Source organism: Filimonas effusa (assembly GCF_004118675.1).
In the GTDB taxonomy this organism is placed as follows: Bacteria; Bacteroidota; Bacteroidia; order Chitinophagales; family Chitinophagaceae; genus Filimonas; species Filimonas effusa.
This window is the reverse complement of the sequence record NZ_SDHZ01000004.1, coordinates 20,970-34,021: the sequence shown is the minus strand read 5'-3', so window position 1 is coordinate 34,021 and position 13,052 is coordinate 20,970. Positions and strand designations below refer to the sequence as shown.

Annotated in this window: 12 protein-coding genes; 6 read left to right on the top strand and 6 right to left on the bottom strand. The window is 46.2% G+C overall.

Going from position 1 to position 13,052, the window contains the following annotated elements:
- The 5 genes from rsgA to ESB13_RS19740 all read right to left on the bottom strand — a co-directional run bounded on the left by rsgA (position 1) and on the right by ESB13_RS19740 (position 4,872).
- Positions 1-927, bottom strand: a complete 927-nt coding sequence (gene rsgA, locus ESB13_RS19760; protein ID WP_129005428.1) for a ribosome small subunit-dependent GTPase A — start codon at positions 925-927, stop codon at positions 1-3.
- Between the two features lie 88 nt (positions 928-1,015).
- Positions 1,016-2,026: a vWA domain-containing protein gene (locus ESB13_RS19755; protein WP_129005427.1), complete on the bottom strand. Its 1,011-nt coding sequence runs from the start codon at positions 2,024-2,026 to the stop codon at positions 1,016-1,018.
- Complete coding sequence (locus tag ESB13_RS19750) at positions 2,016-3,011, bottom strand: hypothetical protein (protein ID WP_129005426.1); 996 nt, start codon at positions 3,009-3,011, stop codon at positions 2,016-2,018. The genes ESB13_RS19755 and ESB13_RS19750 overlap by 11 nt, the downstream gene beginning before the upstream one ends.
- Entirely contained in the window at positions 3,008-3,877 is an 870-nt protein-coding gene (locus tag ESB13_RS19745) for a DUF58 domain-containing protein (protein ID WP_246022636.1), read from the bottom strand. The genes ESB13_RS19750 and ESB13_RS19745 overlap by 4 nt, the downstream gene beginning before the upstream one ends.
- Complete coding sequence (locus tag ESB13_RS19740; protein WP_129005425.1) at positions 3,874-4,872, bottom strand: AAA family ATPase; 999 nt, start codon at positions 4,870-4,872, stop codon at positions 3,874-3,876. Before ESB13_RS19740 ends, ESB13_RS19745 begins: the two co-directional genes overlap by 4 nt.
- A 239-nt stretch (positions 4,873-5,111) precedes the next feature.
- Here ESB13_RS19740 and ubiE point away from each other — a divergent pair, with 239 nt between their 5' ends.
- The 6 genes from ubiE (at position 5,112) to ESB13_RS19705 (ending at position 11,449) form a co-directional block, all read left to right on the top strand.
- Entirely contained in the window at positions 5,112-5,855 is a 744-nt protein-coding gene (ubiE, locus tag ESB13_RS19735) for a bifunctional demethylmenaquinone methyltransferase/2-methoxy-6-polyprenyl-1,4-benzoquinol methylase UbiE (protein WP_129005424.1), read from the top strand.
- An 80-nt stretch (positions 5,856-5,935) separates the two neighbouring features.
- Positions 5,936-6,694: a type IX secretion/gliding motility protein PorT/SprT gene (gene porT, locus ESB13_RS19730; protein ID WP_129005423.1), complete on the top strand. Its 759-nt coding sequence runs from the start codon at positions 5,936-5,938 to the stop codon at positions 6,692-6,694.
- Between the two features lie 217 nt (positions 6,695-6,911).
- On the top strand, positions 6,912-8,249 hold the full coding sequence (locus ESB13_RS19725; protein WP_129005422.1) for a dihydroorotase: 1,338 nt from the start codon (positions 6,912-6,914) through the stop codon (positions 8,247-8,249).
- Positions 8,250-8,284: 35 nt separating this feature from the next.
- Positions 8,285-9,601, top strand: a complete 1,317-nt coding sequence (locus ESB13_RS19720; protein ID WP_129005421.1) for a MutS-related protein — start codon at positions 8,285-8,287, stop codon at positions 9,599-9,601.
- Between the two features lie 48 nt (positions 9,602-9,649).
- Positions 9,650-10,108, top strand: coding sequence for a hypothetical protein (locus ESB13_RS19715; RefSeq protein WP_129005420.1), 459 nt, complete (start codon positions 9,650-9,652; stop codon positions 10,106-10,108).
- 63 nt (positions 10,109-10,171) lie between these two features.
- The gene (locus ESB13_RS19705) at positions 10,172-11,449 is read left to right on the top strand and encodes an ATP-binding protein (RefSeq protein ID WP_246022635.1); all 1,278 of its coding nucleotides are present in this window, start codon (positions 10,172-10,174) and stop codon (positions 11,447-11,449) included.
- Here ESB13_RS19705 and ESB13_RS19700 read toward each other — a convergent pair.
- A complete protein-coding gene (locus tag ESB13_RS19700) occupies positions 11,421-12,938 on the bottom strand; it encodes a recombinase family protein (RefSeq protein ID WP_129005419.1) in 1,518 nt (505 codons plus the stop codon). The two genes, ESB13_RS19705 and ESB13_RS19700, sit on opposite strands and share 29 nt — an antisense overlap.
- Positions 12,939-13,052: the final 114 nt, after the last annotated feature.

The window sequence follows — 13,052 nt, the reverse complement described above, 5'->3', positions numbered from 1 at the left end:
TCAGTATTTTTTATCGCTGATGGTTTCGAGCATGGCATAGTAGTTCACATACCGTTCCATGGCGATATCACCATTCTCTGTGGCTTCTTTCACAGCACATCCCGGTTCATTGATATGCAAACAATTGTTAAACTGGCAATCCTGTAACAGTTCGCGCATTTCCGGGAAGTAATGCGAAAGTTCCTGCCTTGAAATATTGGTGAGCCCAAATTCCCTGATGCCCGGTGTGTCTATGACTTTCCCCCCGAAATACAGATCAAACATTTCCGCAAAAGTGGTGGTATGCATCCCTTTTCCGCTCCATTCGCTTACTTCCTGTGTTTTCAGCTTCTTTTCAGGAAACAGCGTATTGATAAAAGTGGATTTGCCTACGCCGCTATGCCCGCTGAGCAGGGTGATCTTGTCTTTTAACACCTCCTGCAATTCGGGCAAACCTTCGCCGGTTTGCATACTAACTTTCATGACACCGTAACCAATGGCGGTATACCGCTCCAGCAGCTCTTCGTACTGCTGCATTTCCTTTTTCCTGTAGAGATCGCATTTATTGAATACAATGATCGCAGGGATATGATAGGCTTCCGCCGAAACCAGGAAACGGTCGATGAAACCGGAAGAGGTACGGGGCTCACGTAATGTGGCGAACAAAAGGCTTTGATCCAGGTTGGAGGCAACAATATGCTGCTGGTGTTTATTGTGGGGCGAGCTGCGCACAATGTAATTCCGCCGGTCGTAAATAGCAGTGATAGTAGCCGTGTTCTCAGTTTCGTTCTCCGGTATCATTTCCACCTCATCACCAACAGCAATCGGGTTGGTCGACGTTAATCCATCGATCTTGAACACTCCTTTTATACGGGCGTTAAAAAACCTGCCGTCATCGGCTCTCACTATATACCAGCTACCTGTAGATTTATAAATTAATCCCTGCATGCACAGACTTCCCTTTTATAAAAAGAACGCGGCAACATGTACCACAATAACTGCAAGATAGCAAGCACCGGCCAGCATTTGCATATTTTTAAGGGAATCGTTTAAATACAGCATAACGGATGAACACTTCCAGCACCAGCGCTATCAGCGCCGCCAACAAAAAGGGACGATACTTATCGGAATGTTTCTCATATGAAGTTACCTGTATACGCGACTTTTCCATCAGGTTGATGCTGCTGTAGATCTTCTGCAGCGAACTGGTGTCCAGGGCATGGAAATATTGCCCGCCGGTAGCCTGGGCCAGTTCTTTCAACAGGCTTTCGTTGTATTCGAGCCGTTTGTGCTGCGATACAGGCCCCAGGGGCGAGCTGATGACTTCATTCACCTCTTTTTCGGCCCCTACCCCAATGGTATATACTTTCACTTTATACAAACGCGCCATTTCCTTGGCAATATTGGGCGGAATGGTGCCGCCGAAATCAACACCGTCAGTTAATAACACCACCACTTTCGACTTCGACTTACCTGCCCTGAGCCTGTCTACGCTGGTTGCAAGGCCCGATCCAATGGCAGTACCTTCATCTTTGAGGTAACCAGGCTGGATACTGGCGATCTGCGACAATACTGTATTATGATCGATGGTTAAGGGACAAAGTGTAAAGCTCTGGTTACTGAAGATGGTGATACCAATCTGGTCGCCGCGGCGGCCTTTTACGAAATCCCTCGCCACTCTTTTTGCCGATTCCAGGCGGTTGGGCGGCAGGTCATCGGCAGTCATACTACCGCTGATATCAAAACAAAGAATGATATCGATGCCTTCGCCCGTAGCCTCACTTTCGGAATAGCGCGTTTGCGGGCGGGCCAGCGCAAAAATGAACAATACCACCGACAAACAGCGAAGGATGAAAGGTACATGCCGCAACGTAGCTCTCCAGCTTCTTACCTTGCCATGCAGGAAGTGCGTGGTGGTAATGATCATGGCCGCCTGCTGTTTGTGGTTGCTGCGCACATATTCCCATATTACGATGGGCAATAGTATAAGAAAGGCAAAGACCCACTTATAAGCGAACTCTATATTTTGTAGCCAATCAATTAACATTTTGCTTTCTCTTCCTATATGTTTTGTTGATCTGTTGCAGGCAAACAGCGGCTTTATCTACTGCTGTCACCTGTTCTTCCACAGAAATCGGTTGGTATTTGGCAAACTTAACGGAATCGCAGAGCTCGAGGATCGTATGAATTTCCCTGCGCGCACCATCGGAAGCAATGTACTTTTTCAGGGTCACCATTATTTCATCTGATGTTTTCTGCAGGGTTTGAATGAGGTACATCTCAGACAGGTATACGCGACAGATATCATCGATCTGGGTATAGTACTCTTTCAGCGCTGTTGGCTGTAATACCGGCACCTCTTTTTTCAGCGCCGCCAGCTGCTGCAGGGCGCGATATAATGGCGTACGGCCTTTTTTACGCATACGGGTGATGGCCGCTTTTTTACGTACCCTTTTCCGTATTCTTATAAACCAGCGTAATATAAATCCTGAGATAAGCGCTATGATACCCAGTAAAATGATCAGCCACAGATCGCCGGAAACCTTCACTTCCTGGATCTCCTTCAGCGGGTGATAGTCTTTAAGACCCGATACATCTACAGGCGTCACATCCAGCGTCAAAGGCTTGGTGGTGAGTATCACCGGTTTCAGATCGTCTTTTGAACGGATGGCAATCTGTAACTCGGGCATATGCCAGGTACCTGAATCGAAAGAAGTGATCATACACTTCTGCACGTAAGTAGCATAGCCACCAATAATAATGGTATCTATTTTTTCGCGCTTGATACATTCCAGGTTATTGACAGTATCAGGCACCACAAACCATTCGTCTAACGAAAAGATACGCGGGTTGAAATCTTCGAGTTTCAGCTGAAGGATCGCCTGCTGGCCAATCGCAATCTTTTCCCTGTCGAATTCGGCAGTTACCCGCTGTGCTTTTGCAAGGCCGGAGCCAAGCAGCAGAAAAACCACAACGTGAAAAACAACGGACAGTACACTATTGGTTTGGGTTATCTTATACATTCGTGTCATGCGCGTCTGATAAAAAATTCCTGTAATGCTTTTACATAGTCTTCACCTGTAGCAATCTGAAGCAGGTCGCATCCCGCATCGCGGAAAGCAGTCTTTGCTTCATTTTTCATCTTCAGGAATTGCTCATTATAATAGGTACGGGTTGCCAGATCATTGGTATCGAGCCAAACCATATCACCATTCTCTGCATCGCGCACCTGTATCAAACCCATACGCGGCAGCTGTTTGTCGCGGCGGTCATATACCTGTATGCCAATGATATCATGCCTCCTTGCTGCTACTTTCAAAACATCTTTGTAACCCGCATCGGCAAAATCGCTGAGGATGAAGATGATACTTTTATGTTTCGACACGTTTGTCACGAATTCCAGGGCCTTCAGCAGCCGGGTATTGGCAGCGTTGGGGGTAAAACGTAATAGTTCTTCAATGATATGGAGTACATGGTCGCGGCCCTTTTTAGGCGGCATGTATTTATCTACCTTATCGCTGAATGAAATCAGGCTGGCCTTATCGTTGTTGCCAACGGCCGAGAACGCAAGTACGGCACAGATGGCAGTGATCAGTTCAATTTTTGTTTGTTTGAAAGTACCAAACAGGCTGCTGGCGCTTACATCAACCAACAGGTAGATCGTAAGCTCTCTTTCTTCCTCGAACACCTTGCTGAATGCATGTCCCATACGCGCCGATACGTTCCAGTCTATAAACCGCGGATCATCGCCGGCCTGGTATTCACGTACCTCTTTAAAGGTCATACCACGGCCCTTGAAGGCAGTATGGTACTCCCCTGCAAACATATGGTCTGTCAGGCGCTTACTTTTTATTTCGAGCTCGCGCACTTTTCTTATGATATCCTGGGGAGTCATCATGGCACCTGTACAGTTCTTATAATATCTTCAACGATCTGTTCTGAGGCAATATTTTCCGCTTCGGCTTCGTAAGTTAAACCAACGCGGTGACGTAACACGTCTTTAGAAATGGCTTTAACATCATCGGGGATCACAAAACCACGTTTTTGCATAAAAGCATGCGCCTTGGCTGCCAGGGCCAGTGAAATGCTGGCGCGGGGCGAACCACCGAAGCTGATGAAACGTTTCATTTTCGCCAGTCCGTACTGATCGGGGAAACGGGTGGCGAATACGATATCTACAATGTATTGTTCAATTTTTTCATCCATGTACACCTGCTTGGTGAGCTCACGGCCTTTGAGCAGTTCATGTACCCTTACCACAGCATTTACAGAAGGGCCTTTAATGCCCTGTACCTGCTGGCGGATGATCATTTGTTCGTCTTTTTTATCGGGATAACCCACCACTACTTTAAGCATGAAACGATCCACCTGCGCTTCGGGAAGCGGATAGGTACCTTCCTGTTCCTGCGGGTTTTGGGTAGCAAGTACCAGAAACGGATCGTCGAGCTGGTAGGTTTTATCGCCAATGGTCACCTGCCTTTCCTGCATGGCTTCGAGCAGCGCGCTCTGTACTTTTGCGGGAGCACGGTTAATTTCATCCGCGAGAATAAAGTTTGCGAAAACAGGACCTTTACGCACAACAAATTCGTGGCTTTGCTGGTTATAGATCATAGTACCAACAACGTCGGCAGGTAACAGATCGGGCGTAAACTGGATACGGCTGAACTTGGCGGCAACGGCCTGGGCCAGCGATTTAATGGTGAGCGTTTTTGCAAGTCCGGGAACCCCTTCCAGCAGAACGTGGCCATTACTGAGCAGCCCTATTAAAAGCCTGTCAACCATATACTGCTGCCCTACGACCACTTTACCCAGTTCTTCACGCAGTACTTCAACAAATCCTGCTGCCTGTTGTATTTGTTCATTAAGGCGGCGAATATCTTCTCCTGTTTGCATTCCTATTTTTTATACTAGTGATTGTATTAATCAAGGGGTAAAACCGCCCAAAACCGTTCCATTGTTTGCGAAAATACCTTCCGCAAGCATCAAATATAAAAATTTCAAATTCAAAATCAGGGCAATTACGAATATCCCCTCCCAAATTCCAAATTACCGCCTACCCTGAAATAAGGGGTGTACAGCTTTCCTGCAAAATACGAATCCCCATTAGCAGATACATCTTACCTTCGCAAACTATGGCAAAATATGCACACGACCACATCGTACCGTACCAGAATAGTGAAGAAGAGAAAAAGCAACAGGTGGCCAGCATGTTCGACAGCATTGCCGGGCGGTACGACTTCATGAATCGCTTTTTAAGCGGGGGTATAGATGTAACCTGGCGTAAAAAGGCCATTGCGCAGCTGGCGCCCCTGAAACCCAAAAACATACTTGACGTTGCCACCGGAACAGGAGATGTAGCCATTATGACCTGGCACCAGTTACATCCCGATAAAATAACGGGTATCGATATTTCTGAAGGTATGCTGGAACACGGCCGCCAGAAAATTGAGAAACTGGGACTCACCAATGGCATCACCCTTCATAAAGGCGACAGTGAAACCATCAGTTACCCCGACAATACTTTTGATGCCATTACAGTTGCTTTTGGCGTGCGCAACTTTCAAAACCTCGAAAAGGGCCTCAAAGAAATGTATCGCGTATTAAAACCCGGCGGCAAACTGGTGATCCTCGAATTTTCACGTCCAAAGCAGCCTCTTTTCAAAGGCGTGTACAATATCTACATGAATTTCATTGCACCAGGCATCGGCAAGCTGCTGGCACGGAACAAAGACGCTTACCAGTATCTCAACAACTCGATGCAGGCATTTCCCGAGCGCGAACAACTGATCCGGATCATGAACGAAGCAGGTTACAGCACTACTCACTATAAAGCGCTTACCATGGGCATCTGCTGTTATTACTGCGGAAGCAAATAGCAGGAAAAGGACGATATAGGCCAGGGAAACACAATATTTCCCAGGAAAACACGTTTGTTATCCGCGTCATATATTTGTGAATGGCCGCGACTCTAAAAAAGACTGTATTGTTTCCGATTCGTATCTTAACTGCTATTTTATTGGTATTGGTGGCAACCCTGGCGGTACATGCCCAAACCCGTATAAGAGAAGGACTTAACCGCCCCGATCACGATAGTTACAATTACTATTTCGGGATAAGCCTTGCTTATAACACCTCCTATATTCATACTTCCAAGAACCCTCATTTCCTGGCAAACGACAGTATACTTGTGGCCGAACCCGGCGCCAAAGGAGGTATCGCCCTTGGCCTGCTGGCTACCCTGCGCCTGAACCAGTGGTGGGAATTACGCGGCAACCCGCAGCTTATCATCGGCGGCGCCAAATACTTTACCTACACGCTTAAAAACCCCAACACCGTATTTGGCGAAAAGGAAATTGAAACCCGCCAGATGCCTTCTACGATCGTAAGTTTCCCGTTTCATTTTAAATTCAGCTCCGACCGGATCGGCAATTTCCGTACTTACCTGCTGGCAGGTATGAAGTACGATATAGACCTCGCCAGCAACTCCGCCGCACGTAATGCCGAAAACCTGGTTAAACTGAAGAAATATGATTACGGCATTGACGTGGGCATAGGCTTTAACTTTTACCTGCGCTTTGTAACGCTTTCCCCTGAGATCCGGTTCAGCAGCGGCCTCGCCAATATCCACAGCCGCGATGCCAACCTCAAGTACTCCAGCGTATTCGATAAACTGCAGTCGAGAATGATCTTCTTTACATTGAACCTCGAAGACTAAACATCCTTACCGGGCTTTTTGTGATAAACTTTTTTAGCATAAAGCAGGGTAGCAGGAGCATTTTTCCGGCTTCATTGTTTACTCATCCTATACTCTACTAAACAACTTAGCACAACCTATCAATAAGCCTCCGGAAACATCACGTTATTCTGCCGGTCCCGGCTTTTTTTCTACGACCAGCCCTCTATCATCTACCATCTATTCCTTACTTTGCCATATGAATTATCTGATAAGGAATACGCGGATTGTTTCCGACAATACAATTGTAGAGGGTGATGTTTATATTAAAGATGGTATTATAGCGAAAGTTGGCGGTACCATAGCCATAAAAGAAGCTGTAACGGAAATTGACGGGTCGGGGCAATATCTGCTGCCAGGTGCAATTGACGACCAGGTGCATTTCCGCGAACCGGGGCTTACACATAAAGCAACCATTTATAGCGAGGCGAAAGCAGCCGTAGCGGGAGGTGTAACCAGCTTTATGGAAATGCCTAATACCAAACCGCCTGTTTTCACTCAGGAATTGCTGGAAGATAAATATGCTATCGGCGCCCGTACTTCGCTTGCCAATTACTCGTTTTATATGGGAACCTCCAATGATAATATTGATGAGGTGCTGCGAACCAACGAAAAAAAGAACGAGGTATGCGGCGTTAAAATATTCATGGGTTCCTCTACCGGCAACCTGCTGGTCGACAGCCCGCTGATGCTGGAGAAGGTATTTGGCAACAGTGAACTGCTTATTGCCACACACTGTGAAGACGAAGCTATCATCAAAGCCAATACAGCAAAGCTGAAGGCCGAAAAGGGTGAACTGGAGCCGTCTGACCACCCTGTCATCCGTGATGAAGAAGCCTGTTTCGAATCCTCCTTCCGGGCCATCCAGTTTGCCAAGAAGCATAATGCCAGGCTTCATATCCTGCATATCACTACCGCGAAAGAACTACAGTTGTTTACTAATATGATACCGCTGGCCGAAAAGCGGATCACGGCAGAAGTGTGCGTTCACCACCTGCATTTTACCAGCGACGACTATGCACAACTGGGCAATAAAATAAAATGCAACCCGGCCATTAAGGCCCCCCATAACCGCGAGGCTTTATGGCATGGCCTGCTTAACGACCGGCTCGACGTTATCGCTACCGATCATGCGCCGCATACCATAGAAGAGAAAAGTGGCGCTTATGAGCAGTCGCATGCAGGATTGCCGCTTGTACAGCACTCCCTGCTTATGATGTTGCATTATGTACAACAGGGAAAAATAAGCATCGAAAAGGTAGTGGAGAAAATGAGCCATGCCGTAGCTATCTGCTACCAGATCGAAAAAAGAGGCTTTATCAGGGAAGGTTATTATGCCGACCTGGTTCTGGTGAATATGAACCAGCCTTACGAAGTGTCAAAAGGAAATATATTGTACCAGTGCGGATGGAGCCCGCTTGAAGGATTCCGGTTCCCGGCTTCGGTGACACATACTTTTATAAATGGTCATTTGGTTTATGGAAATGGTATATTCGATGAATCTAATAAGGGTATGCGGTTGAGATTCGATCGCTAACATATAACCATTCCCCCCAATCCAATACAAACGATATGCAGGCAGATAAAACCACTATCCAGGACCTTTCGCTGTTTCATTCAGAAGAGGAGTTATCGGTTTTTCACCATCTTGATTTTACCCGTTCTATCGGCGGAAAAGAGTGGTTAAGGGTCTTACTGCAACATCCCCTGCATGATATAAACGAGATCAGGGAAACGCAGCTATTGTTGCAAAAGCTGATGCAGGTTTATAACAACTGGCCGCCTATCATCTCTAATGGTACCATTATGGTGATAGAGCGTTTCTATGAAACTGCGGTGAATGATATACCTGCCCATGCCAACGTTACCAACAGTTTTCTTTACAAGTTATTTAACGGACCGGATTATGCGCTGGTGCGTTATTCGGTCCGACACTTTATCGACTTTGTGCAGGGGATGCAACAGCTGGCGCAGCTGCTTTCCGGCGAAGACAACCCTCCTATCCTGGAAAAGACCCTGAACAGGATAAAGGAACTGCTGAACTCCGAAATGGTACAGACCATGACGGCGCTTGGCACTAAGCGCGACCTGGCCCCTGCCCGCGTTCTTTATTTAGCGCGTTACCTGCGCCATTATTTTAAAAATCAGGCCAGGGAGCTGATAGATATTTACAGCAAGCTGGATGCCTATAGCAGTCTCTCCGGCGCCTGTCTTGAATACAAATACAGCTTTCCCGCCTTCATCGACAGTGAGGTGCCCACCATTTCGGCGACAGATCTTTACCATCCATTGCTGGAAACACCTGTTGCGTACAATGTTTCGCTTGTACAGGACCAGAACTTCCTGTTTCTCACAGGCGCCAATATGGCCGGCAAAAGCACTTTCATTAAAGCCGTGGGCGTATCGGTTTACCTGGCTCATATTGGCATGGGCGTACCCGCCTCTTCCATGAAACTGAGTACGTTCGATGGGCTGCTCAGCAACATACAGGTAGTAGATAATATTATCAAGGGCGAGAGTTATTTCTTCAACGAAGTACAGCGGATCCGCAAAACGATCGAGAAGATCAATGATGGCAAAAAATGGCTCATACTCATCGACGAGCTGTTCAAAGGCACCAATGTACAGGATGCCATGAAATGCAGTACCGCCGTAATAGAAGGCCTGCGTAAAATGAAGAACGCCCTGTTTATTCTTTCCACGCACCTTTACGAAATAGGCGAAGCATTGGAAAAATATCCCAATATCCAGTTCCGCTATTTCGAGACCCAGGTGCAGGACGACCAGCTGGTATTCAATTACCAGCTAAAAGAAGGTATCAGCAACGACCGGCTGGGTTTCCTCATTCTCCGCAAGGAAGGGGTGGTTGCGATGCTTGAAAAGCTGTAAATCAACTACATTATCCCCTACATCCACCATTCTGTTATCTATTTCATTATGAAAGCGCCCTATATCCCTTTGGTAATGGTACTGGTAGTATCGCTGTTTATGTTGCCGGTATTCTTCGGTTTGATAAGCTCTTCGGTTCCTGGCTGGCATATCACCGCAGCTTCGCCTAAACCTTTAGCCAGCATTCAATTGGTAGCAGTAGTAGCGTTATTTGCCCTTACCGGATATTGGCTTTCGAGGCAGCCTGCTACTAAAACAGACTGGGGAATCTTTGTTGCTTATTTATTATTGACAATACCTGGAATTGTATTAGTACTGTTTCCCAGACTTATACTTCCGGAAACTTTACCATTCGGCTCCCTGACAGCCTTAGAATTGGAGAATCTTATAGCAAAAGAAACCCAAAGACAACGCCTACTCTTTCCAATTCGTTTAGCCTTCCTGGTGGCACAGTTATCATATTTTATTTATTGTATAAGGGGTATATGGTTAGCCCGCCAGCGGTAAAAGCAGAAAAACGGGTTTATATTTATAGTGTAAAGTAGAGTTCACACTATAAAGTTGCTACCTATGCTCGTAAAAACCTATGGAAGCGCCGTTTACGGCGTAGACGCCACCACCATTACTATAGAAGTAAATGTAAGCGCCGGCTTAAAGTATTTTATAGTAGGTCTTCCCGACAATGCAGTAAAAGAAAGTCTCCAGCGGATAGAAAGCGCCATTAAGAACAATGGTTTGTATATGCCGCGCACCAAACTTATCGTTAACATGGCCCCGGCGAATATCAGGAAAAGCGGCAGCGCTTTCGACTTACCTATTGCCATTGGCATACTGGGAGCTACAGAACAGCTGGGAAATGCAGAGAAGGTGGCGGGCAGAGAGGCAGCAGTTACAGGCACAGAGAAGATCGCAAACGCGGCACAAATGGCAGGCGTAAAGCAAATGGTAGACGCAGAAAAGACGGTTGCAGGCCCTAAGCAAGTAACAGGCACGGAGAAGATGGTAAACGCGGCACAAATGGCAGGCGTAGAGCAACTGGCTGGCATGGAAAGGATGGCCGGCGCTGCGAAACCTGCAGAAGAGGCTGTTCTTGCTGATTATGTTATTATGGGTGAGCTAAGTCTTGACGGATGTATACAGCCCGTTAAAGGAGCATTATCTATGGCGTTGCAGGCGAAGGCCGAAGGTTTTAAGGGATTGATACTGCCTGCAGCAAATGCGGAGGAGGCGGCAATAGTCGCAGGGATCAATGTTTTTGGAGTGAAAACCCTGCAACAGGTGATTCAGTTCTTTCGCGGAATCATAACACTAACACCTGTTTCTCCTGTGCCGGTTTTACAGCTACCTCCCGCATTGAGCGAAACGGCGGACCTTAGTGAAGTAAAGGGACAGGAGCCGGTTAAAAGAGCGCTGGAGATAGCTGCAGCCGGCGGACATAATGTATTACTTATAGGCCCTCCGGGGGCAGGCAAGACCATGCTGGCGAGGCGTATGCCGGGCATACTGCCACCGCTGCTCCTGGAAGAGGCACTGGAAACTACTAAGATCTATAGTGTAGCCGGAAAGCTAAGCAAGCACACTTCACTGATACAACAGCGCCCTTTTCGCGCCCCTCATCATTCTATCAGCGATAAAGCGCTGGCCGGAGGTGGCAGTCAGCCACAACCGGGAGAAATATCCCTCGCACATAACGGCATTCTTTTTCTTGATGAACTGCCGGAATTCAGACGTTCAGCATTGGAAACACTTCGTCAGCCTATGGAAGAGCGGAAGATAGCTGTTTCGCGCGCAAACGCATCGCTGGTATTCCCGGCCGCCTTTATGCTTGTTGCCAGTATGAACCCCTGAGGTTGCGTTGCCTTTTTACGTTATCATCAAAAAAAGTGTGTTTAGGCAGATAGGCCAATTTGATATGTATGTCGTCACTTCCAACGATAATTTCATCGGTAATAGTCTCTACAATAGTCCGCTTTTCCGAAAACTCGAGATCGGACCATCTATTATATAAGTCCTTAGCGTCAGAAAGAACAGTTTGAGAAGAAGCAAGGTGAACAGTCAAGGCGTCGATTTCTCCCTGAAGTTCTGCTGTGTGTCGCTGTAACCCCTTTAAACGGGTATTGTCTGGTTCATAAAACCTGACAAAATCTTCTTGTGAGATCTCCTTTTTTAATCTCATATTGAGCAATTCTGTGGTTCGCACTGTCAAATCCTCAATTTCAACTTGAGCAGCATTTAAAAGATTAGCCTTCTCATTGATTGTCATTTCAGTCTGCTTCTGATAAACATCGATCTCTAAATCGGTAAACAAAAAGTTCTTTAGCTGCACTTCGAACACATAATCAATGTCACGAACTGAAATTTTATTCTTACATTTTCTACAGTGATAGGTATCTACGCCATGATAGACATACATTTTCGCATGGCATGTGCATTGCATAATACCACTAAGCAGAAATTTAGCCTGTCTGCCCGGCTTATTTCGTTTCTTATATTGCTGCTCCAAAATGGCGTTACATTCCTCCCATAGTTCTTCAGATACAATACTTGGACATTCGGTAAGAACCCATTCAGAGGTAGGTTTCAGATCCCATGTTTTATTATCACCCCTACTTTTGGTGTAGTTAGCCCTTCTAATCCCCTTCGCTATTGGATCTTTCAGCAATCTATCTATGGTTGTATCTGAAAATCTTTCTCCCTTTCTGGTACGATAACCTAGCTCATTCAGTTGTTTAGCTGTAGCTTTCTTTCGCTTAGTTCTTGAGAAGATTTCATACATTAACTTTCTTATGGGGGCTTCATTTTCATCAATAGACAACTGTTTTTTGCTGGGATCATCGCCCCAAGTGTACCCAAATGGCGCAACTCCGCCTAATGGCTTGCCTAATTTGGCCCTTACAGGAACTGACGCAGCCACGCGACTGGCAATTTCTTCTCTCTCCCATTGTGCCATCGCCGCAATAATGGTATAGAATAATCTGCCCGCTGGCGTGCCGGTATCAATTTTTTCCTGTAAAGAAACTAGATCGGCCTTGTGTTCATTAAAATAATCAGCAAATGATAAAAGCTCTCTGGTGTTACGAGCCAGCCGGGCAAGTTTAGAAAAAACCAAGGCTTGGATTCTACCTTCCTTAACGTCTTTCATCATTCGTAAAGCCTCAGGTTGATCAATGACCGACTTTCCCGAAACAGCCTCCAAATGATACACAGTCACAACATCCCAACCATTCAACTTGCAATACATACGAGCACGTTCCTCATGGTGTTCAGGAGAATCACCCCTCGCTTGATCTTCCGTGCTAACACGAATCCATATTCCAACAGATTTTTTTTCTTCCATACGTCTCTAATTTTTTTGACAAAAAACTAATAGATGTATTTAATATGATTACACCATTAATTAGTATTCTTGCCAATAAATATTAATTATTTATTTTATTTTAAGTTGTTACAA

Bases quoted from the DNA above. Each gene is read 5' to 3' on its own strand.
- rsgA (WP_129005428.1), bottom strand. From the start codon at position 927: ATGCAGGGATTAATTTATAAATCTACAGGTAGCTGGTATATAGTGAGA.
- ESB13_RS19755 (WP_129005427.1), bottom strand. From the start codon at position 2,026: ATGTTAATTGATTGGCTACAAAATATAGAGTTCGCTTATAAGTGGGTC.
- ESB13_RS19750 (WP_129005426.1), bottom strand. From the start codon at position 3,011: ATGACACGAATGTATAAGATAACCCAAACCAATAGTGTACTGTCCGTT.
- ESB13_RS19745 (WP_246022636.1), bottom strand. From the start codon at position 3,877: ATGATGACTCCCCAGGATATCATAAGAAAAGTGCGCGAGCTCGAAATA.
- ESB13_RS19740 (WP_129005425.1), bottom strand. From the start codon at position 4,872: ATGCAAACAGGAGAAGATATTCGCCGCCTTAATGAACAAATACAACAG.
- ubiE (WP_129005424.1), top strand. From the start codon at position 5,112: ATGGCAAAATATGCACACGACCACATCGTACCGTACCAGAATAGTGAA.
- porT (WP_129005423.1), top strand. From the start codon at position 5,936: ATGGCCGCGACTCTAAAAAAGACTGTATTGTTTCCGATTCGTATCTTA.
- ESB13_RS19725 (WP_129005422.1), top strand. From the start codon at position 6,912: ATGAATTATCTGATAAGGAATACGCGGATTGTTTCCGACAATACAATT.
- ESB13_RS19720 (WP_129005421.1), top strand. From the start codon at position 8,285: ATGCAGGCAGATAAAACCACTATCCAGGACCTTTCGCTGTTTCATTCA.
- ESB13_RS19715 (WP_129005420.1), top strand. From the start codon at position 9,650: ATGAAAGCGCCCTATATCCCTTTGGTAATGGTACTGGTAGTATCGCTG.
- ESB13_RS19705 (WP_246022635.1), top strand. From the start codon at position 10,172: ATGCTCGTAAAAACCTATGGAAGCGCCGTTTACGGCGTAGACGCCACC.
- ESB13_RS19700 (WP_129005419.1), bottom strand. From the start codon at position 12,938: ATGGAAGAAAAAAAATCTGTTGGAATATGGATTCGTGTTAGCACGGAA.